Source organism: Streptomyces sp. NPDC026672, assembly GCF_040638185.1.
Lineage (GTDB): Bacteria > Actinomycetota > Actinomycetes > Streptomycetales > Streptomycetaceae > Streptomyces.
On record NZ_JBEZXS010000016.1, the window covers coordinates 158,299 to 176,609 of the forward strand.

Here is an 18,311-nt window from a genome sequence, read left to right on the forward strand (position 1 = left end):
CGTCCCGCAGACACCGACACCCCCGATCGCGTGATGTCGGTCTTCGAGTGGGTGCCGTGCAGGTGTGGTGGTTGTCCCGGGGGAGAGGAGGACGCCGCCAGGGTGGTGCAGGTTGTCGTGTGTGCAACGGCCTGCGTTACCGGGTGTGTGGCACTCAGTTGCTGCTCGGCGGTACGAGTTGGCGTACGGCTTGGTGGAGGGGGGTCGGTGGGCGGCCGAGGACGTGGCCGAGGTCGTCCGTCTGCCGTTCCAGGGCCCCGGACCGTACTTGTTGTTCGAGCCAGCCCTGGATGCCGGGGGCGGGTTCGGGCCGTTGCCGGTGCCGGACGGGTGTGCCGTGCACCTGGGCGAGGGTCTCCGCGAGTTCGGGATGGGTCCACCGGGTGCCCGTGAAGTCGTAGGCACGGTCGAGGTGCCCCTCCTCGGTGAGCACTTGAGCGGCTGCTTCGGCGAGGTCTGCGCGGGAGGCGGTGTTGATCCCTCTACCGTCGGTGCCGTCCCACAACTCGCCCTCGGCGACGGCTGTGTTCAGCGAGGAGTTGAGGAACGCCTCGCTGTAGAAGGGATGGCGCAGCAGTGTGTGGCCGAGACCGCTGTCACGCAGGGCCCGTTCGGTGGCGTGGTGTGCCGCGGTGACGCCGTCGGCCTTCGTGTCGGCGTCCAGGAAGCTGGTGTACACGACCGCGCCGACGCCGGCCGTGCGGGCCGCGTTGATGGCGGCCTGGTGGTGTCCGGTGCGGCGGGTGGTGTCGAGTTCGGGTGAGGAGATCAGCAGCAGCCGGTCGGCGCCCTCGAACGCGGTGGGGAGTGTGTCCGGTACGTCGTAGTCGCCCCGACGGACACGGACGCCCCGGGCAGCAAGGTCGGCCACGCTCCTAGGGGATCGCACCGCGACGACGATGTCCTTCGCCGCGATCCGGGCCAGCAGCTGCGCCACGACCAGCCGTCCGAGTGCGCCTGAGGCCGCAGCCACGACGATCATCCAAGTCCCCCTCGCGGAGCGATGTGTTGAGGCGTCGCTGAAGGCCGGCCGGGCAGACCGCTTCGGTGACGGACACACCCTGGACGATCAGTGCTGCTGCGTCAAAGGCTTATCCGGAACACCGAGTTACATCCCGAAGGGGCGCGCCGCGGTCGATCCGGCCCGTGACGACAACGCCGATGGAGCAACTGGTCGCTGGACCAAGCGGCTTCGGTCCGAGGCCGGGGACGGGGACGACATGACCGATGCCGATCTGCCGACGGTCCCAGCGGGAAGCGGCCGCTGACCGTGCTGCACGACCGCGCCTTCGACATCGTTGTCGAAGGCGCGGCCTGCGAGGTCTGCACATGTTGCGGGTCTACGGAGTGCGGCAAGCCCCGGGGGAGCAGCGCGCGTTGGCGTGTGCGGTCGCCTTACGGCGTGTAGACGGCGTCACTGCCGTACAGCTCCCGGGTGAACGCGGAGACGTCGGCGCTGCGGTTGGTGCCGTCGAGGTTGTACGTCAGATAGACGCCGTATCCTTCGCTGACGGTGCGCCGGGCGAAGCTTGCGGCCGTGCTCTGCGAGGTCCGGCCGATCTCGACGGCCGCCGGCGACAGTTTGGACTTGGGCAGTGCGATGCCGGGGACCTGCCAGGTGCCGTAGAACGGGTTCCAGGCGTAGTCGAACTTGGACGAGATGTCGACGCCGCCGTTGGAGAGGCGGGAGGCGGCGGGGCCGATGTTGTACAGGCTGATGATCTTGTTGGGCATGTTCGCGCGGAGCGCCGTCACGAGTTGCACGAACGAGCTGGCGTTGGGCTGGCCGGTGCCGTTGTTGCCGTACTCGGCGTACTCGTCGTCGAAGTCGATCCCGTCGAGCCCGTACTTGGTCACGGCGTTGGACAGTTGCGTGGCGAACGCGGAAGCCGCCTGCTGGGAGGGGAAGTTGGCGAAGCCGGCGCCCTGGTGGTTGCCGAGCACGGAGAGGACGACCTTGATGCCCTTCTGCTGCAGCGGCCGTATCTCGGTGGCGGCGTTGTCGAGGACGCGCTGCACGTTCTCGTTGAAGTACAGGTACGCCGACTTCGTGCTCGTGTTGTAGTTGATGTTCGCCGCGAAGATCACGGCGACGTCGAAGACGTTGCCGCCGCCGTTGGCGAGGGTGTATTTGCCGACGTTGCGCATGCTGTTGTTGTTCACCTCGACGTACGCCACCGAGGTCGGCCCCTGTTTGGCGAGAGCGGGCGCCGCCGCCGCGGTCGCGCCGGTCGTCGCGGTCGTGCCTAAGGCGAGGGCCGCGACAGCCGTGAGGGCGAGTGCGGCCGTCCGCACTCTGCTCGATACCAGAGTGAACATCGTTGATGGGTCTCCCGTCGCATGAGTCGGCGCCCGACCTGTTCGAAAGCGCCGAGTGAGCCCTCCGATTTTTCCGCCCCAGCCCCCGGATCCCCAGAACCGTGCGCGAATTCTTCACGACTCCCACAAACAGCACGCCGCAAGCCGGTCCCCGGGCGGCAGGGTGTGCTCGCCGGGCCCCTCCCGTACACCCCGACCTCACCGTCCCCTCTGGTGACCGATGACAGTGCAGCGCCGACCGCCAGATCGGATCCGGTTGGCCGGGGTTTCGTACCGGCTTCGTGGTGGCCATGACTGCTGAACGCCTCGCCGGTGGCGAGGACTCTGCCCACGTCATGACGGGTGGCCGGGCGAGGGTTCTGCGAGCTCGGCAGCCTGCCTGGGCCGGGCCGCAACTACGTGCGGGTTGCTGAATGTTCTGCGGTCGCGGGCGGGTGTTGGTTTGTTCGGTGCGGCAGGCTTCTCTCCGGACCAGGACCGGTAAGGGCGCTCCCGACGCTTCCGGCGCCCTCGGTAGTCGGCCGGGTGGCGGCCGTCCCCTCCTCAACACTCGGACCGTTGCCGGGGTGCCTGCCGAAGGTTCGGTGACGGGACAGCGGGAGGGACAGGTGGCGACCAGGTCACCCAGTCCGGCCGACTCACCCAGGTCACCCAGGCTGGGCCGGTCCGGTCAGGTCGGCGAGTGTGGCGGGTGGTGCGCCCATGACCACGGCGAGCCGGGTGGCTTCGGCAGTTTCCGGCCGGAGGCAGCTGGTGTGGAACGCGCGCTGTACGCGGACGGGTGTCTCTTCGTCGGGGGAGGCGCCGGTGGCTGGAGCGCCGGCCCGCGAGGGGCAGGCCGCCGCAGGCTCGTTGAGGTTGGTCCAGCTCATGACTTCGCGCATGGCCGTCCGGCTGATCGGCGAGGTCTTCGCCGCGCGCGACGGACAGACCGTTGTGGTCCCGTCCACCGGCACCCTGCCCGTCGTGTACCCGCCCCTGGCCCGCTGGCTCGGCGCCGTCCGTGAACAGCGGAGAGCCCGGGAGGCCAGGGATGGGGCCCTGCCGGGACTCACCCTCTGTCCGCGGCCCTGACTCCGATCCCGGAGGGCGCGGTCAGGGCCGCCGCCGTATTGCTGGTCACCGCCGTCGCTGGCACCGGCGCTGGCTTCCTGATTGCCGCCCCATCGCCGCCCCGGTCAGTGGATGAGTGAGCGGCCTGTGGGCGCCAGCCGCAGTACGCGCGCGGGCGCCGTCTGTTCCCGTTCGAGGTCCGGCAGGATCTCGTCCCGTACGAGGGGATGGGCCAGCACATCGGCGAGGTGCCGCCGGTAGGCGCTCTCGTCGGGGTACGAGGTGAGGACCGCGGTGATGTTCTCCCCGGTGCGGACGGGCAGCCTGGGGAAGGTGTTGGGTGCTGTCTCGGTGGTGAGTGCGGTGACCGGAGCGGGTGCGGTCCTGTGCAGCAGGGGGAGGAGGCCGTCGCGGATCAGAGCGGTGCCGTGGTGCCGTGCGGGCGGGAAGGACCACAGGGTGGCGGCGACGAACCGGTCGGGTGCCAGGGCGCCGGCCGGGGGCCGCTCGGACGGGGAGACGCCGAAGCCGCTCCCGTCCGGCAGGGGACGCAGGAGGAGCACGTCATCGGAGTCCGTCATGGTGGCGTTGGCCTGGGGGCCGTGTGCGGCCCAGACGGGGCCGCCGTAGAAGGCCGTCAGCGCATTGCGCCGTACCGCCATGTCCCGGAACCCGCGCAGCCAGACGAAGCGATCCGGGTCGTCGAGGTCCCGGAACTGACCCAGCACGAGCATTCCGGCCGATTCCTGGGTCTCGATGAACTCCCGCTCGAACAACTCGATGAGCTCGTCGCGTCGGCCGGATCGCAGCGTGTACTGGCGGAGTTCGATCACAGCGGGCTGCACGGCAGGATCGGCGGGGGCGGAAGGCACGGCATGCTCCTGTTCGGTTCTCTACTGTGGGCGCGGGTTCCCGGGCCGTTTTTCCCGGGCCGGGCGAGAAGCCGACGGTAGGGGAGGCGTGTGCCAGGCGCTGTCAGGGTTTGCGGGGAGAATGCGCCCATGTCTGCCGGCCGACTGCTGTCGTTACTGCTGTTGCTGCAATCGCGTGGCCGTGTGTCCGCGCGGGGGGCCGCCGAGGAGCTGGGTGTGTCCGTGCGTACGGCCTACCGTGATCTGGCACGCCTGCAGGATGCCGGGGTGCCGGTCTATGCGGTGCCCGGGCGTGGAGGCGGCTATCAGCTGGTCGACGGTTATCGCACCCGCCTGACCGGGATGAGCGAGGGCGAGGCGCGGGCGCTGTTCCTGGCCGGGCTGCCCGGCCCCGCCGCCGATCTGGGGCTCGCGGCGGAGGTGACGGCAGCACGGCTGAAGCTGCTGGCCGCGCTGCCGACGGGACTGCGTGAGGAGGCCGCGAGGACCGCGGCGGTGTTCCACCTGGACGCTCCCGGCTGGTACCGGGAACCCGAACAGACGCCGTACCTGCCCCTGTTCGTCGACGCGGTGCTCACCGGGCGTGCGGTGGACGTGCACTACCGTCGCTGGCGCGAGCCCCAGGAGGTGCGCCGCCGCCTTCGCCCCTACGGCCTGGTACTCAAGTCCGGTGTCTGGTACCTCGTGGCCGCCGCCAGGACCAGGATCACGACCTATCGGGTGACCCAGGTCCTGGACGCAGTGCTGACCGACGAGTCGTTCAGCCGGCCGCGCGACTTCGACCTGGGCGCGTACTGTGGACCTCCTATCTCGACGACTTCCAGACGCGCCGTTACACCGGCACGGCCACCATCCGCCTGTCCCCGCGAGGACGCCGGCGCCTGCCCGACAACGTCCCTCCGGAGGTGGTGCGGGCGGTCGATTCCACCGCGACCGCTGTCGGCGACAACGGATGGGTCGAGGCAGCGATCCCGACCGAGAGCACCGAGCACGCCTGCGGCGAGCTGCTGCGACTCGGCATCGACGTCGAAGTCGTCGCGCCGGCCGAACTGCGCCGGGCCATGGCCGACACCGTAGGCGTACTCGCCAGAGCCTACGGAACCGCCTGCACGGCACGGCAGTTCGGCTCACTCGCCGGCGACATCAACTGAGACGACCACGAGTTCTCGGACTGCGGAACCGCATGCGGGGACGCGGGGTGAGTGACGGGGCAAGAGGAGCTGATGGTGCGGTCGGCCGCCGACTTCGAGAACCCGAGGTGCGGGGCGAGCTGCCACAGCGCCAGGTTCGTCCGCTGAGCCAGAGGAGGACCCGGGGCGGCGGGAGCCTGCTGGGGCCCGTCTCCGCGACATGATCACGATGGGGCGGTCCGTCGCGGCGCCCCATTCCTGTACTGAGATTGCTACGGTCCTTCAACCGCCGCAACTCCTGCACGAGCAGCCGGCCGTCGGGATCCAAGCTCTCAGGCGACGCGGCGGGATTTCCCGAGAAGCCGTCTCCCATCGCACATCGCCGCACGTCACGAATGGGGATGTCCCGAGATATCACGGGACGCCCGATAGATATGGCAGTCGGCATGGCTGCTTCGAGAAACTCCCTCAGGCCGCACCACTTCGAGCAGACCTGGCTCCTGGCGCACCGCGTCCAACCAGCCAGGCTGCCTCAACAATGCATGGGGGAATACATGGCCTTACCAGGAATGCGCCGCGATCACAGAGGACGGGGCCGAAAGCCGAACAGGCTGCACCGTTCCCTCACGGGAGTGGCGGCGGCCACGACGATGGCACTCTGCGGAGCGCTGCTGCTGACGGGCACAGCCCCCGCGGGTGCGAGCCAGCCCGCCGCCGGCGCAGCGAGCCGGATGGTCCTGCGGACCTACACCATCTCCGATCCGAAGCTGGTCGACGACCCGAAACGGGTGGCGGACACGCTGTGGCGCGACGGATCGCTGGATCGACTCGGGGTCGCCTCGGCCAAGGCTGCGTCGCAGGTGCAGGTCGACGCCGAGGCGCAGACCGACGCGGCACAAGGCGCGGAGTACACGACCGACAGCGACCGATACCCCCATGGGCGGATCCCTCACGACCAGTACAACTACATCACCACCTCTCAGGAGTGCGCCGACCACGTCGCCCAGTCCGGCCAGAAGGCGGGCTGGATCAAAAACCGCTTCGCCTACTGCCAGCGGCACCTGGCTACGGCCGTGGCGTACGACTGCGTCAACGGGCCCTGCAAAGTCGTCGGAACGTTCGTGTCGCAGAACACCATCTTCGGCTACGGCAAGCGTGGTGGTCCTTCCTTCCCGCCGAACGACCGCTGGGCCGAGTTCTGGCTGCACGTGGACAGCATCGACGCCAGAGGGGTGTTCACCGAGCCGGGGGTGCGGATGCGGGCCTCCCTGTGGTGCGGGGGCAAGTACATCGGCCGCCGCCCGACAGACCCGGGCGGCATCCCGTTCCCTGATGACGTCGCCTGCCAGTCCACCGACAGCCGCACCGCATCCCTCGTCGGCTGGCGGCAGAACAACGCGGCCAGGATGCGGGTGTACTCAGAGGCGAACATCCCCGACCGTGTCAACGGCGAACAGCTGGCCGTTGCGGTCTTCCAGCCCCGGTACTCCTGGCAGGTTCCCGGCTCGCCCCAGCTCCAAGAGGGCCGCGGTGAGGACGGCGGCCTGCGCTTCGACAGTGCCTGGTACCTGCAGACCGGCAAACAGGGTTCGGTCTTCGACCGCAGCCGCCCGGGACTGATCTACCGGCTCGGAGACAAGACCGATCCGGCCCGCGACTACCGCGGTGTCGCCGAGGTCGCCGAGCACATCGACTCCGCCCGCACCCATCCGGAGACCACCCTGCCGTTTGCGGCGAACAAGCACCTCCCCGGCGCCACCCGCGACGACCCGCTCTACCGATTGGCAAAGGCCAAGGGCAACTACTACAGAGCCCGTTACAACGCCAACCGAAGCATCGTCAGGTCGTACTGCACCAGCGGCGCCGTCCCGGACTTCCCGAAGCCCGGCCGGGAATGCGACGAGTATCCGTTCGCCTCCACCTACGAGGGGGCGGCCCAGTACCTGGAGGACAACCAGCCCGAGTACAAGAACTTCTATTCGGTCAAGTCCGTGTCCAGAGAGGACAACAACGAGGCCGGGGCACGGCTGGGGCGCTGGTACGACCAGAACCGCATCCTGGACCACGACCGGTTCTTCGTCCGCATCGACCCCTGACCGGGAACTCGCCGGTCGCTATGAGGCTGGGACCCGACGCACCCGTCGGGTCCCAGCCTCACAACACGCCGGTCACACGGAGTCGGGGCCGGCCACAGCCGGCCAGAACTGCAGCAGGTAGTACGCTCCGACGTCTTTCTCCGAGGGGTCCTCGGTCGGCGCGTATCCGGTCGGAGCGGTGACCGGTAGCCAGACCGCCCCCTCCCGGCGGGCGATCCGCACCTGCCATCGCCCGGCCGAGGGCAGGGCGAAGACATCGGGCTCCCAGCCGGCCGCGATCTCGTCGACCCCGAATCGTCCGCTCGGCAGGTCGAGCCGGACGTGTTCGTAATCCGGCCAGTGCGCCGCGTTGATGGCCGCTGGCCCGTCCCACACCTCCAACGACAACCGGGCGCGGAGCACGTCGTCGGTCGTTTCGATGTAGATCACGCAGGGACCCGCCGCCACCCATCCGGCTCCGGCCGCAGGGTGCGGTGGCGAGACCGTCGCGGCAGCGGCCATGTCCAGGAGGCCGAACCGGCAGTGGTCCACCGTGACATCCAGTTCCCGCCGCGAGAGCAACCCCATCGCCTGCACCTCCGCATGCATTCGACCACCTGGACCCACCGGCCGCCAGATGGCACAGCGCGAGCGACGACGGGCCAACTCGGTCGGGGGCGTAGAGGTCCTAACAGGAGTTGTTGATCATGTGACTTTCGGTGTGGGCGGTCGTTGGTCTGGTCGTGGGGAAACGTCAGCCGCGGCCGTGGATCGTGTCGGATGAACTGTGGTCGCTCATCGAGCCGTTGCTGCCCGAGCCGGGTCCGAAGCTGGTGGAGGGCCGGCCACGGGTCCCGGATCGGCAGGCGCTGTGCGGGATCCTGTTCGTGCTGCACACCGGCATCCAGTGGGAGTACCTGCCGCAGGAGCTGGGCTTCGGGTCGGGCATGACGTGCCGGCGGCGCCCGGCCGCGTGGAACGAGGCCGGCCGTGGCGGGCGGCACCGGTGCCGGTCTCGATGATTGTGACGTTGAAGGCGAGCCGGTCGACGATAGCGGTGCAGAGCCGGGGATCTGTGAACGTCTTGGTCCATCCGCCGAAGGCTTCGTTGGAGGGGATGGCGACGCTGTTCTTCTCCTCGCGTTCAGTCAATACCTGGAACAGCAACTCGGCGCCGTGCTTGTCGAGTTCCGTGTAGCCGAGTTCGTCGATGCATAAAAGATCGACGCGTCCGTAGCGGGCGATGGTCTTGGTCAGCTGCTTCCTCGTCCGCGGCCTCGACGAATTCGTTGATGAGTTTGGTCGCCAGGGTGTACTTCACCCGGAATCCGGCCATCGCCGTCGGTGCCGAGCGCGATGAGCAGGTGGGATTTGCCGGTGCCGGAGTCGCCGATCAGGCAGAGCGGCTGTCCCTTCTTGGCCCACTCGCGGGTGGCGAGGGTGTGGACGACGGCGGCGTCGATGTTGGAGTTGGCGTCGAAGTCGAGCTCCCGCAATGCCTTCTGCCTGGGCAAGGCGGCCAAGAAGCTGGTCGTAGGGGGCGGGTGTCGGGCGGCAGATGGGCCGGCCGCCACGCGGTCAGGAAGGTGACCGCCGGCTCCCGACGGCAAGGTTGGCCAGGACGTTGGTGTCGAGGATGGTGCGGGCCTCGTCGGCGCCGATGTCCTCGATGGCTCCGAACAGACCGTAGCCGGCGTTGTCGACCAGGACGTCCGGGCGGCCGGCCGCACGGTGTCGCCGGGACGGTCTGGGCAGCGGGGTCGGTGAGGTCCAGCTCCACGGCGGTCAGCGTGCCCTGCGGGGCGAGCTCAAGGAGCTCTCGCAAGCGGTCCCGTCGCCTGCCCACCGCCATGACGTGGGCGCCCGTGGCGAGTGCGCGCGCGGCGACGAGGCAGCCGAAGCGGGAGGTTGCTCCGGTGACAAGCCAGATGGCAGAAGGCATTCCGACATCCCTAGAAGCCTTGGGCGACCGAGCGGTCGGTGACGGCGGCGGAGCCTGCTGGCTCCGTCATCCTGGGCCTGAGAGGGCCACCCAGCCGCTGGCCCCGGTCGTGCCCTGGGCCGAGGCTTGGCCTATGGAGCGGAACGAAGGTCTCGCCGACTTCCTGCGCGCCCGGCGCGCCGCGCTCGACCCCCGCACGCTGGGCGTCGAGGACACGGCCCCACGCCAGGTACCGGGACTGCGCCGAGAGGAACAGGCGGCCCTGGCAGGAGCGAGCGCCGACTACTGCACGCGCCTGGAACAGGGCCGGCCGATCACCCCCTCGCAGTCCGTGCTCGACACCCCGGCGCGGGCACTGCGCCTGGACGACGCCGAACGCAGCTACTTGAATGCCGTAGCCCGCCGCCCCTCCACTCCGCGCCGCCCGGCCAGACGTACCCCGCAGAAGCTGCGCCCCGGCGTGCACGCGCTGCTTGCCCGCCTCGGGCGAACACCGTGCGGGCTGTCTCGTCGAGCCACGTCTGACAGCGCAGCCACACCGCGAAACACGAGAGAAGCAGGCACACGGAATGACGCCCATCTCCACTCCTTTTGACGCCCGCACCAGCGCCTCCCAGATCCTGGCCGGCACGGACCTGACCGGTCGGCGCATCATCGTCACCGGCGCCTCTGGACTGGGAGGGGAGACCGTTCGTGCCCTCGCCGGCGCAGGGGCGGCAGTCACCATCCTCACCCGCCGACCGGAACAGGCCCGGCCGATCCTGGACGAGCACCCGCAGACCGAGGTCGCCGCAGTGGACCTCGCCGACCTGGGCTCCGTGGCTGCGTTCTGCAAGGGCTGGTCCCGGCCCGTGGACTGCGTCGTCGCCAACGCCGGCGTGATCATGCTGCCCACCCGCCAGGTCAACGCGCAGGGCTGGGAGCTGCAGCTGGCCACCAACTACCTTGGACACTTCGCGCTGCTCAACGGCCTCTACGACGCCCTGCGCCAGTCTCCTGACCCGCGCGTGGTCATGGTCAGTTCCGGCGCACAGCTCATGGCCGGGTTCGACTTCGCCGACCCCCACTTCGAGCACCGGGCATACGACCCCTTCATCGCCTACGCGCAGTCCAAGACGGCCGACGCCCTGCTCGCTGCCGGCATCAGCAGGCGGTGGGCCGACGCCGGCATCACGGCCAATGCCTGCTCACCCGGCTCCGCTCACACCGCCTTGGGACGTCATCTCGACCAGGCGGCCATGCAGGCACTGGGAGCCATGGACGAAGAGGGCCGGCCGGTGACTCCGTCCTACTTCAAGACCCCTGAGCAGGCGGCCGCAACCAGCGTCCCGCTGGCCGCGTCCCCGCTCGTCCAGGGCGTGAGCGGACACTACTTCGAGGACAACCAGGAAGCGGTGACCGTCGAGGGCGGTCTGCACCTGATGCAGCAAGGCATCGGGAATCTCCTGGGCCTGGTCGCCTCCTGGTCCCTCGACCCGAAGGCCGCGGACGCGCTGTGGGACTACGCGCTACCGGTCCTGGACAGCGTCCGCTGAGCAGCGGCCCTCGGCGCCGGCCGGTGTCACAGCCGTGTGCGCGACGTCCTCCCGCGCGGCGCCCACGGCCGTCGCCCCGAATCCCCGAGCGGCCAGTGACCAGTGACCAGTGCCGATGAGCACAACCAGACACAACAGACACAACCAGATCCACTCGAAAAGTCAGACGTCGACAAGAAGGGACCTCCCATGACCTCCGTGACTACCCGCACGTTCGAGATAGAGCACGTCACCGTGGTGTCGAGCAAGTCGTTCGACGACACACGCGCGGCCTTCGAGAAGGCGTTGGGACGCTTCGACGAGGCCATCTTCGCGCGGCTCGGCGCCGACGACGTCGCGGGCGCCCTCGAAGCCATGGAGAACCTGGAGCCGCTGGTCATCGCCGGAGAACGCAACCACGGCGCCCTCCTCAGGACGGTCGGACTCGAACGCCGGGCGATCCAGTACGACTGCGGCAACGCCCTCGTGGCCACGCGGATGACCCGGCACCGGCTGTCGGCAGCCATGTACGCCCCCATCCGCGTGCTGCTCCGTGAGATCGACGGAGAGGTCGCCTTCGAGTACGACCGTCCCGGCTCCCTCTTCGGACAGTTCGACGACGCCGAGGTCACCGCGGTAACGCGCCGGCTCGACAGCCTCTTCGAGGAGACCCTACGGGCAGCCGCCTCCTGACGAAGTCCGCGCGACCGACGGTCCGACAGGAGTGTGGGCCGCGGCGAACTGCGTCTGCTGCTCGCCGGGCAGGCACCGGCCGGCCGCGCCGACGCTGCGGATGCCGGCGGCGACCACGCCCCGGTGCTGCACCACTTGGTCGCCGCTGACCGGGCCGCCTGGACCATCGACGTCGCAGCCGTCCTGGCCGCCCGTCAGCGGCCAGAACTCGCCACGTTCTACCTCGTCGCGGCCGGCATCCTCGCGAACTGCCCCGGCGCCTTCCCGAACCCTGCGCCGCCGGCGGCTGTCGCCGCACCGCTCGACCTGCGCCGCGGCTTCGGCGAGCCGACACCCGCCGTCGGCTCCTCCTTCCGGATCATGGAAACCCTCGTCGCTGCTGCTCAGATTCGTCATGTCTGAGGCGCGCCCCGTGCCACCCCCTCGGATTCCACCGGAATCCTGCGATGGACATCCTCCAGCAGTCTCCGCATCGCCATGTCGAAGATCTCGGCCTGGTGTTCGCCGACGAAAGACGTGTGGCCGAACGCTTCCAGAATGACCAGGCCGTGCATATGTCCCCATGCCCCGAGCAGGAGGGCTGTGGCCGGGGGTGGCAGGGCCTGCGAGTCCTGCGAGGACAGGAGTTCCAGATGGGTGCGCAGGGCCGGTGAGAGGGCGCCCGGGTCGGCTGCGGCGAGCTGGGCGGCCGTGAAGCCGTCGAACATCTCGCGCTGGAAGACAGCGCTCATCCGGCGCATCGCGCGGGTCGTCGGCCCCTCCGCGGGCGCCGCGTAGTGCCGCAGCGGTGCTCCGTAGAGGAGCTGGAATCTCTGCACGTGGGTGACGGCCCAGCTGCGGTAGCTCGCGGTCGCTGTCAGGAACCGCTCACCGGCGGACTTTCCCGGGGCGGCAGCGACGGCTGACGTCACGGCGTCGGCCAGATCGTCGTATGCCTCGGCGACGAGCACGGTGACGAGGGCGTCCCGGTTGGGGAAGTAGTGGTAGAGGGCCTGCACGGTCATGCCGAGGTCTCGGGCGACTGCCCTGAGGGACAGGGCGTGCAGTCCGTTCTCGGTAAGGCGCCTCTCGGCCGCGTCCACGATCTCCCGTACCGCGACGGCCCGGCGCCGTTCGCGCAGGGACGGCCGGGTCGGTGCGTACTCGTCTGCGGACATACCCACCTCCTGGGACAGCCGACCCTTCGTACCTTCCGGTCCCGGCAGGTTATCTGCCATTCGGTAAATCTGACACTGTCAGATAAATCTCCTTCTGCTAAAGAGGGCACCGTCTCAGTAGCTTCTTACCCGGCGGCGAACTGCGCGGCCACGCCCCCTTGTTGGGGTGATCGGACCGGGCCGCTCCTCGTGCCGGCCGGACGTCCGGCGCCGGACTCTCGCCTTTCAGCCCAGAAGAAAGACCGAAGGAGATCACCCCGTGTTCGAACGCATATCCGATTTAGCGATCCGCAGGTCCCGTCTGGTGCTGGTCCTGACCGTGCTGATCGTGGCCCTTATGGGTGCGGTGGGCGCGGGTGCCTTCGAGAAGCTACGCGGAGGAGGGTTCGACGACCCCGCCTCGCCGTCCACGCGCGCGGGAAAGGTCATCGACGAGAAGTTCGGCGGCGGGGTCAATCTCGTGCTGCTGGTCCGCTCCGGCGACGGCCGCGCCGACACCGCCGCCGCCGGCGCGGAAGGCCGCGCCCTGGTGGCCGATCTCAAGAAGGAGAAGCAACTCGGCAACGTCGTCTCGTTCTGGGAGACGAACAGCCCGGACCTGCTCTCCGAGGACGGCCGCGAGGCCATGGTGCTCGCCAACGTTCGCGGCAACGCCACACAACAGCGCGAGAACGCACGCGCCGTCCTCGACGCCTACCGCGGCACGTACAAGGAATCCCTGACCGTACGGGCCGGAGGCGGCGCCGCCGTGGGCGCGGACCTGTCACGGCAGGTGGTCGACGACCTGATCCTTGCAGAGGCCATCGCCGTACCGCTCACACTCGTCCTGCTCCTGCTTGTCTTCGGCAGCATGGTCGCAGCCCTGCTGCCGGTCGCCATCGCGGTTATCGCCATCACCGGCTCGTTCGCCCAGCTCTTCCTGCTGGGCAGCATCACGGACGTCGCCGACACCGCGACCAATCTCACCACCGCCCTGGGGCTCGGCCTGGGCATCGACTACGCACTGCTGATGGTCAGCCGTTTCCGGGAACAGCTCGCGGCGGGCGCAGCAGTGGACGAGGCGGTCCGGCGCACCGTGCACACCGCAGGCCGCACGGTCGCCTTCTCGGCTGCGACGGTGGCGGCGGCACTGGCGGCGCTGCTGGTGTTCCCGCAGTACTTCCTGCGCTCCTTCGGCTTCGCGGGCGTCGGCGTCGTCGCTGTCGCCGCCCTCAGCACTCTGATCGTCATGCCGGCCCTGCTCAAGGTCCTGGGCCATCGCGTCAACAGCGGACGGCTGCCCTGGGCCAAGCCGCGAAGCATCGGCGGCCGGAGATCGTTGTGGGGCCGGCTGGCCCGCACCGTCATGCGGCGGCCCGCGCTCACGGCTCTGCCCGTTCTTGCGGTGCTGCTCCTCGCGGCGAGCCCGCTGCTCGGCATCACCTTCGGCACGCCGGACGAGCGCGTGCTCCCCGGGGACGCCGAGAGCCGGCAGGTCGCACAAGTCCTGCGGGAGGACTTCGGCGGCAGCGAGGACTCGGCCCTCGACATCGCCGTCGACCGGCCCGTGGACCGGGCTTCCCTGGTCGCCTACGCCGGACGGCTGGCCGCACTCGACGGTGTCCGGCGCGTCGAGACGAGCGCGGGAACCCTCTCCCGCGGCCAGTCCGCGCCGGCCGGGCCCGCCGACCCCTCCCTGGGCCGGGCCGATGCACAGCGGATCCGTGTGCTCAGCGATCTGACGCCCAGGTCGGACGCGGCGCAGAACCTGGTCGCACGGATACGCTCCCTTGCGCCGCCTCCGGGGACGAGCCCCCTGGTCGGAGGGAGCGACGCCGTGCTCGTGGACGCGAAGTCGAGCATCGCCGACCGGCTGCCCCTGGCGGTGACCCTGGTTGTCCTCAGCACGTTCTTGCTGCTCTTCCTCTTCACCGGCAGCATCGTGCAGCCGTTGCGTGCCCTGATCCTCAATCTGATCAGCCTGGGGGCCGCGCTCGGCGTGATGACCTGGATCTTCCAGGACGGCAACCTGTCCTCGGTGCTCGGCGTCACCGCCCAGCCGATGGAGGTCGCCATGACGGTGCTGATGTTCTGCATCGCCTTCGGCCTGTCCATGGACTACGAGGTGTTCGTCACCAGCCGGATCAAGGAACTCCACGACCAGGGCGCCGACAACGAGACAGCCGTGGTCAACGGTCTCGGGCACACCGGACGCATCGTCAGTGCCGCCGCCTCCCTCCTCGCCGTCAGCTTCTTCGCCTTCGGCGCCGCCAAGCTCAGCTTCATGCAGATGTTCGGCCTCGGCAGCGGACTGGCCGTACTCATCGACGCCGTCGCCGTGCGGGGTGTCCTCGTCCCGGCGGCGATGCGGCTGCTCGGCCGTTCGGCGTGGTACGCGCCCAGGCTGCTGCGACGCTTCCACAACCGCTACGGCCTCAGCGAGTCCGGCCCCGGTTCGGCGGCGCCACTGCAGCCCACCGAACAGACTGCCCCACTCTCCGAAAGCACGACCAAGATCTGACGGACGGCGCCAAGGACCCGCGCCTGGCCCTGTGCCCGAACCCGCACCCACCGTGGGAGTGAGCCGCCGATGGGGCTGCCGCGAGGATCACCAGCTCGCGGCAGCCCCTCTTCGGGCTGACTGGTTCCGCAGCTGCGAAGGCAGAAGTTCACCAAGGACGAGCGAGAGACCGCCCACCGTCAGACCGCGATGCCTCCCCTCACTCCCTTCGTGGCGTCACGGCTCGTATCGTCGTCGAACCGGACGGCACCGACAGCCGGTTCACCGGCCCGGGAGAGGCTCACCCGCAGCGCGAAGGCGGAGATCTCCTCCCCCCGCTCCATGGCTCGCATCATTGCGCTGCCCGTCGTGCTTGCCGAACACCGGTGTTCACGACGGGTGCACCCTTGGACACGCTCCACTGCTGTAGTGAACTCGCAGGCCAAACCGGTCCCGTGGCCATTTCGGCGGTCAGCCGTGGGTACGGCCGGCCGTGGACGGTGGTGTCAAGGACCCGCCGTCCGCGATCCGTGACCGCGGCAGCTCGATCCGCAACAACTCGGATCGCACCACCCGCGTCCATGAGAAGCGGAACCACAGCGGCCGCTGGGTGTGCGTCACCCGCAGCGGCGGCTCCATCCACGACCTGCAACGACCAGACCCGCTCCCTGAAGATCAACCGCAACGACTGCGGCTGAACACACCCCCGGAAAGCGGCCGTCCCCACCCCCGGCCCGGGAAGGAGAAACACATTGGTACGAGGTGCTGCTACCCCTCCGACACCTTCAACGACGAATGGGCCCTGCTCGAACCCCTGTTGCCGGCCCCGGCCTGCGAGACCACGGCCGGGGCCGTCCCGAGAAGCATCCGCGCCGCGAGATCGTCGACGCGATCTGCTACGTCGTCGACACGGGCTGCAAACGGTGGGCCCCGCCCCGGGACTTCCCGCCGCCCTGGTGCACGTGTTACGGGTTCATGGCCCGCTGGGCTGCCGTCGGCGTCGTCGGGCAGATCCGTGGCCGGCTGCGCAAACGCATCCGCCGTCAGATGGGCCGGGCGTCGGGAGTGGTCGCCACCGCGATCGACTCCCAGTCCGCCAAGGCCGCCGAACCGTCGGGAAGGACTCCCGCGGTTACGACGGCGCGAAGAAAATCAACTGGCCGCAAGCGGCACCTGGTCGTGAACACCAAGGGGCTGCCGCTGTTCGTCATCACCGTGCGGCCCGTCGAGGCGTCGTTGGACATGATCTCAAGCTGTTTCATAACAGGTGAGACCCATGAGACAGCCGCAGCGATGATCACGGGGCTGCTGGGGCAGCGGGACACGCGAAACTGCTGGACGCCGGCACAGCAGGCGGGGCAACCAGGGCCGCCACACCGCATGCACCACCTGCTGTCGAGGGGGAAGTTCGACCACGACCAGGCCCGGACGGTACGGCGCGTGCCGAGCCGCATCCGCTCAGCTGTCGGCTTCGGGCTGATGCTGACCGCTCGCGCCAGCCTGAAGTCTGTGCTCGACCTCCAACCCAAGGACCAATCTGTCCAACTCGTCTACCTTGCGGCACATTTCATCCACAGTCACCCGGAGCTCCCGCCGTTGGCTTCGCCGAGCGCGTCGGTCATCCGGCGGCGGCCGCTCCGCCGCCCTCGCCACCCGCTGGTAGTGCTCCTCTATGTCCTCGAAGATGCGCCGAAGGTGCTGCGCTCTCTCCCACAGGCCCATGTCCCCGGCGCCGATCCACCCGGCCAGCAGTCGCATCCGGTCGGCCAGGAACTGGCAATGGCTGTGCGCGTGCGCGGCTTGACGCTGGAGAGATTGAAGATATCGACCACCGTGATCCGAAAACACGTGTCCATCTTCCCGCAGGAGCTATCCGACGTCATCCTCCGTAGCTCCGCGCGAAGTCAAAAACTAAGTTGCGGGGGAACGTCTGATCGCGCGAGGCGGACTCGCGCGGCTGGTATGCGGCTGGGCAGGTAGACGAATCCGTTGCCGTTGTCGAGGAACAACCCCTCATCGATGCCGTCCACGGACCAGAGATCAATCGGCCCACCGGTGTTGTTGATCTGGAGGAAGAACTCTGCTTCCTCCTCGCCCCGACAGATGAAGATCCCCTCCACCTCAGGGCTGCGGCTGCCGGCGATTCCCCGTGCGGCGCCCATCCGGGTCCAATCCAGGCCATGCTGTGCGATCGAACGCCGATTGAGCACGGACGAAACGTGGAAGAGGCTCGACGTATCAAACACGCCAGGAGTATAGAAGGCAGTGAGGCTCCCTCGTCAGGTTGAGGCGGTCAGCTCCAGGGTGAGGACAGCCTTGACGAGGCCGGTGACGCGGGTGGTGCTGCAGCGGAGCTTCCGCAGCAGGCACCAGGACTTGAGGGTGGCCATGGTCTGTTCGCCGAGTGCGCGGATCCTCGCGTGGGCGCGGTTGACGGTCTTCTTCCCGGCGGAGAGCTTGTTCCAGCGGCCGCGGAAGGGGACGTGGACGGCGGGGCCGGAGCCCTGGTACGCCTTATCCGCCCAGCACCGGATGCCGCCGGTGTCGAGGGCGTCGAGTAGGCCGTGGGAGCGGGCTGCCCTGATGTCGTGGACCGCGCCCGCCGACCGAACCTGACGGCGGGTACGAAGAGCACCACTGATGGTACGACGGCGACCACCAGTGTGGTCTACGACGTTCCGTTGACGGGTTCAAAGGCGCCGAACGCCATGGGTACGTCAGACGTGGCGGCCTGGGGCCAGTCGGACGTGCCGACGGACGCGACCGCGGCCTTCCTGGCCGACTCGGTCCCCACCTCCAACTCCGGCTCGGACCTCTCGGCCTCGGCCTACACCCGGGCGACCATTACCTACACCGACGCGTCCGGTCGTGAGGTCAACACCGCCGCCCCCGGCGGGCACATCACCACCACCGAGTACGACCGGTTCGGCAACACCGTCCGGCAACTCACCGCAGACAAACGCGAGTTGGCGCTAACCTCGACCGGCGGTGGTGGGTCAGGGAGGCACGTGAGCGACTGGTGCCCCGCGGAGGGACTGTATTGCTAGGTGAGTAGCCGCTTGTGGTGTCGGTGGGTC

Annotated in this window: 15 protein-coding genes and 6 pseudogenes; 11 read left to right on the forward strand and 10 right to left on the reverse strand. The window is 69.0% G+C overall.

Annotated elements, in window-relative coordinates:
- Nucleotides 1–154 precede the first annotated feature (154 nt).
- From AB0F77_RS20525 to AB0F77_RS20535, 3 genes are all read right to left on the reverse strand, one after another.
- On the reverse strand, nt 155–982 hold the full coding sequence (locus AB0F77_RS20525) for an NAD(P)H-binding protein (RefSeq protein WP_361950248.1): 828 nt from the start codon (nt 980–982) through the stop codon (nt 155–157).
- 413 nt (nt 983–1,395) lie between these two features.
- The gene (locus AB0F77_RS20530; RefSeq protein WP_361950251.1) at nt 1,396–2,319 is read right to left on the reverse strand and encodes an endo-beta-N-acetylglucosaminidase H; all 924 of its coding nucleotides are present in this window, start codon (nt 2,317–2,319) and stop codon (nt 1,396–1,398) included.
- Nucleotides 2,320–2,966: 647 nt separating this feature from the next.
- Nucleotides 2,967–3,191: a hypothetical protein gene (locus tag AB0F77_RS20535; RefSeq protein WP_361950254.1), complete on the reverse strand. Its 225-nt coding sequence runs from the start codon at nt 3,189–3,191 to the stop codon at nt 2,967–2,969.
- Here AB0F77_RS20535 and AB0F77_RS20540 point away from each other — a divergent pair.
- The gene (locus AB0F77_RS20540; RefSeq protein ID WP_361950257.1) at nt 3,190–3,393 is read left to right on the forward strand and encodes a hypothetical protein; all 204 of its coding nucleotides are present in this window, start codon (nt 3,190–3,192) and stop codon (nt 3,391–3,393) included. The genes AB0F77_RS20535 and AB0F77_RS20540 overlap by 2 nt on opposite strands.
- 104 nt (nt 3,394–3,497) lie before the next feature.
- Here the strand turns inward: AB0F77_RS20540 and AB0F77_RS20545 are convergent, their stop codons facing one another.
- Nucleotides 3,498–4,244 (reverse strand): NIPSNAP family protein, encoded by a 747-nt coding sequence (locus tag AB0F77_RS20545; RefSeq protein WP_361950260.1) that lies wholly within the window; start codon nt 4,242–4,244, stop codon nt 3,498–3,500.
- A 129-nt stretch (nt 4,245–4,373) separates the two neighbouring features.
- On the opposite strand from AB0F77_RS20545, the pseudogene AB0F77_RS20550 reads away from it, so the two are divergent.
- Nucleotides 4,374–5,395 (forward strand): annotated as a pseudogene (locus AB0F77_RS20550) (WYL domain-containing protein).
- 629 nt (nt 5,396–6,024) lie between these two features.
- Nucleotides 6,025–7,470, forward strand: a complete 1,446-nt coding sequence (locus tag AB0F77_RS20555; protein ID WP_361950263.1) for a NucA/NucB deoxyribonuclease domain-containing protein — start codon at nt 6,025–6,027, stop codon at nt 7,468–7,470.
- Nucleotides 7,471–7,542: 72 nt separating this feature from the next.
- On the opposite strand, the gene AB0F77_RS20560 is transcribed toward AB0F77_RS20555, so the two are convergent.
- Nucleotides 7,543–8,058 carry a hypothetical protein gene (locus AB0F77_RS20560; protein WP_361950266.1) on the reverse strand — a complete coding sequence of 172 codons (516 nt, stop codon included), beginning with the start codon at nt 8,056–8,058 and terminating at the stop codon, nt 7,543–7,545.
- A 128-nt stretch (nt 8,059–8,186) separates the two neighbouring features.
- Between AB0F77_RS20560 and AB0F77_RS20565 the strand changes: the two are divergent.
- A pseudogene (locus AB0F77_RS20565) lies at nt 8,187–8,438 on the forward strand (transposase); the annotation flags it as partial.
- Nucleotides 8,439–8,454: 16 nt separating this feature from the next.
- Here the strand turns inward: AB0F77_RS20565 and AB0F77_RS20570 are convergent.
- Nucleotides 8,455–8,960, reverse strand: a pseudogene (locus AB0F77_RS20570) (ATP-binding protein); the annotation flags it as partial.
- A gap of 564 nt (nt 8,961–9,524) precedes the next feature.
- On the opposite strand from AB0F77_RS20570, the gene AB0F77_RS20575 reads away from it, so the two are divergent.
- The 4 genes from AB0F77_RS20575 to AB0F77_RS20590 all read left to right on the forward strand — a co-directional run bounded on the left by AB0F77_RS20575 (nt 9,525) and on the right by AB0F77_RS20590 (nt 12,000).
- A complete protein-coding gene (locus tag AB0F77_RS20575; RefSeq protein ID WP_361950269.1) occupies nt 9,525–9,986 on the forward strand; it encodes a helix-turn-helix transcriptional regulator in 462 nt (153 codons plus the stop codon).
- Complete coding sequence (locus tag AB0F77_RS20580) at nt 9,961–10,926, forward strand: SDR family NAD(P)-dependent oxidoreductase (RefSeq protein WP_361950272.1); 966 nt, start codon at nt 9,961–9,963, stop codon at nt 10,924–10,926. Before AB0F77_RS20575 ends, AB0F77_RS20580 begins: the two co-directional genes overlap by 26 nt.
- A gap of 189 nt (nt 10,927–11,115) precedes the next feature.
- Entirely contained in the window at nt 11,116–11,598 is a 483-nt protein-coding gene (locus AB0F77_RS20585) for a DUF302 domain-containing protein (protein ID WP_361950275.1), read from the forward strand.
- A 33-nt stretch (nt 11,599–11,631) separates the two neighbouring features.
- Nucleotides 11,632–12,000, forward strand: a complete 369-nt coding sequence (locus tag AB0F77_RS20590) for a hypothetical protein (protein ID WP_361950278.1) — start codon at nt 11,632–11,634, stop codon at nt 11,998–12,000.
- Here the strand turns inward: AB0F77_RS20590 and AB0F77_RS20595 are convergent.
- Nucleotides 11,991–12,755, reverse strand: a complete 765-nt coding sequence (locus tag AB0F77_RS20595; protein ID WP_361950281.1) for a TetR/AcrR family transcriptional regulator — start codon at nt 12,753–12,755, stop codon at nt 11,991–11,993. The two genes, AB0F77_RS20590 and AB0F77_RS20595, sit on opposite strands and share 10 nt — an antisense overlap.
- 259 nt (nt 12,756–13,014) lie before the next feature.
- Here AB0F77_RS20595 and AB0F77_RS20600 point away from each other — a divergent pair, with 259 nt between their 5' ends.
- Nucleotides 13,015–15,255: an MMPL family transporter gene (locus AB0F77_RS20600; RefSeq protein ID WP_361950284.1), complete on the forward strand. Its 2,241-nt coding sequence runs from the start codon at nt 13,015–13,017 to the stop codon at nt 15,253–15,255.
- Nucleotides 15,256–15,434: 179 nt separating this feature from the next.
- On the opposite strand, the gene AB0F77_RS20605 is transcribed toward AB0F77_RS20600, so the two are convergent.
- Nucleotides 15,435–15,578: a hypothetical protein gene (locus AB0F77_RS20605; RefSeq protein ID WP_361950287.1), complete on the reverse strand. Its 144-nt coding sequence runs from the start codon at nt 15,576–15,578 to the stop codon at nt 15,435–15,437.
- A 407-nt stretch (nt 15,579–15,985) separates the two neighbouring features.
- Between AB0F77_RS20605 and AB0F77_RS20610 the strand changes: the two are divergent.
- Nucleotides 15,986–16,446 (forward strand): annotated as a pseudogene (locus AB0F77_RS20610) (transposase); the annotation flags it as partial.
- 692 nt (nt 16,447–17,138) lie between these two features.
- Here AB0F77_RS20610 and AB0F77_RS20615 read toward each other — a convergent pair.
- Together AB0F77_RS20615 and AB0F77_RS20620 are read right to left on the reverse strand one after the other, a co-directional pair.
- Nucleotides 17,139–17,480, reverse strand: coding sequence for a hypothetical protein (locus AB0F77_RS20615; protein WP_361950290.1), 342 nt, complete (start codon nt 17,478–17,480; stop codon nt 17,139–17,141).
- A 33-nt stretch (nt 17,481–17,513) separates the two neighbouring features.
- Nucleotides 17,514–17,834: pseudogene (locus AB0F77_RS20620) on the reverse strand (transposase family protein); the annotation flags it as partial.
- 3 nt (nt 17,835–17,837) lie between these two features.
- Here AB0F77_RS20620 and AB0F77_RS20625 point away from each other — a divergent pair.
- Nucleotides 17,838–18,209 (forward strand): annotated as a pseudogene (locus AB0F77_RS20625) (hypothetical protein); the annotation flags it as partial.
- Nucleotides 18,210–18,311: the final 102 nt, after the last annotated feature.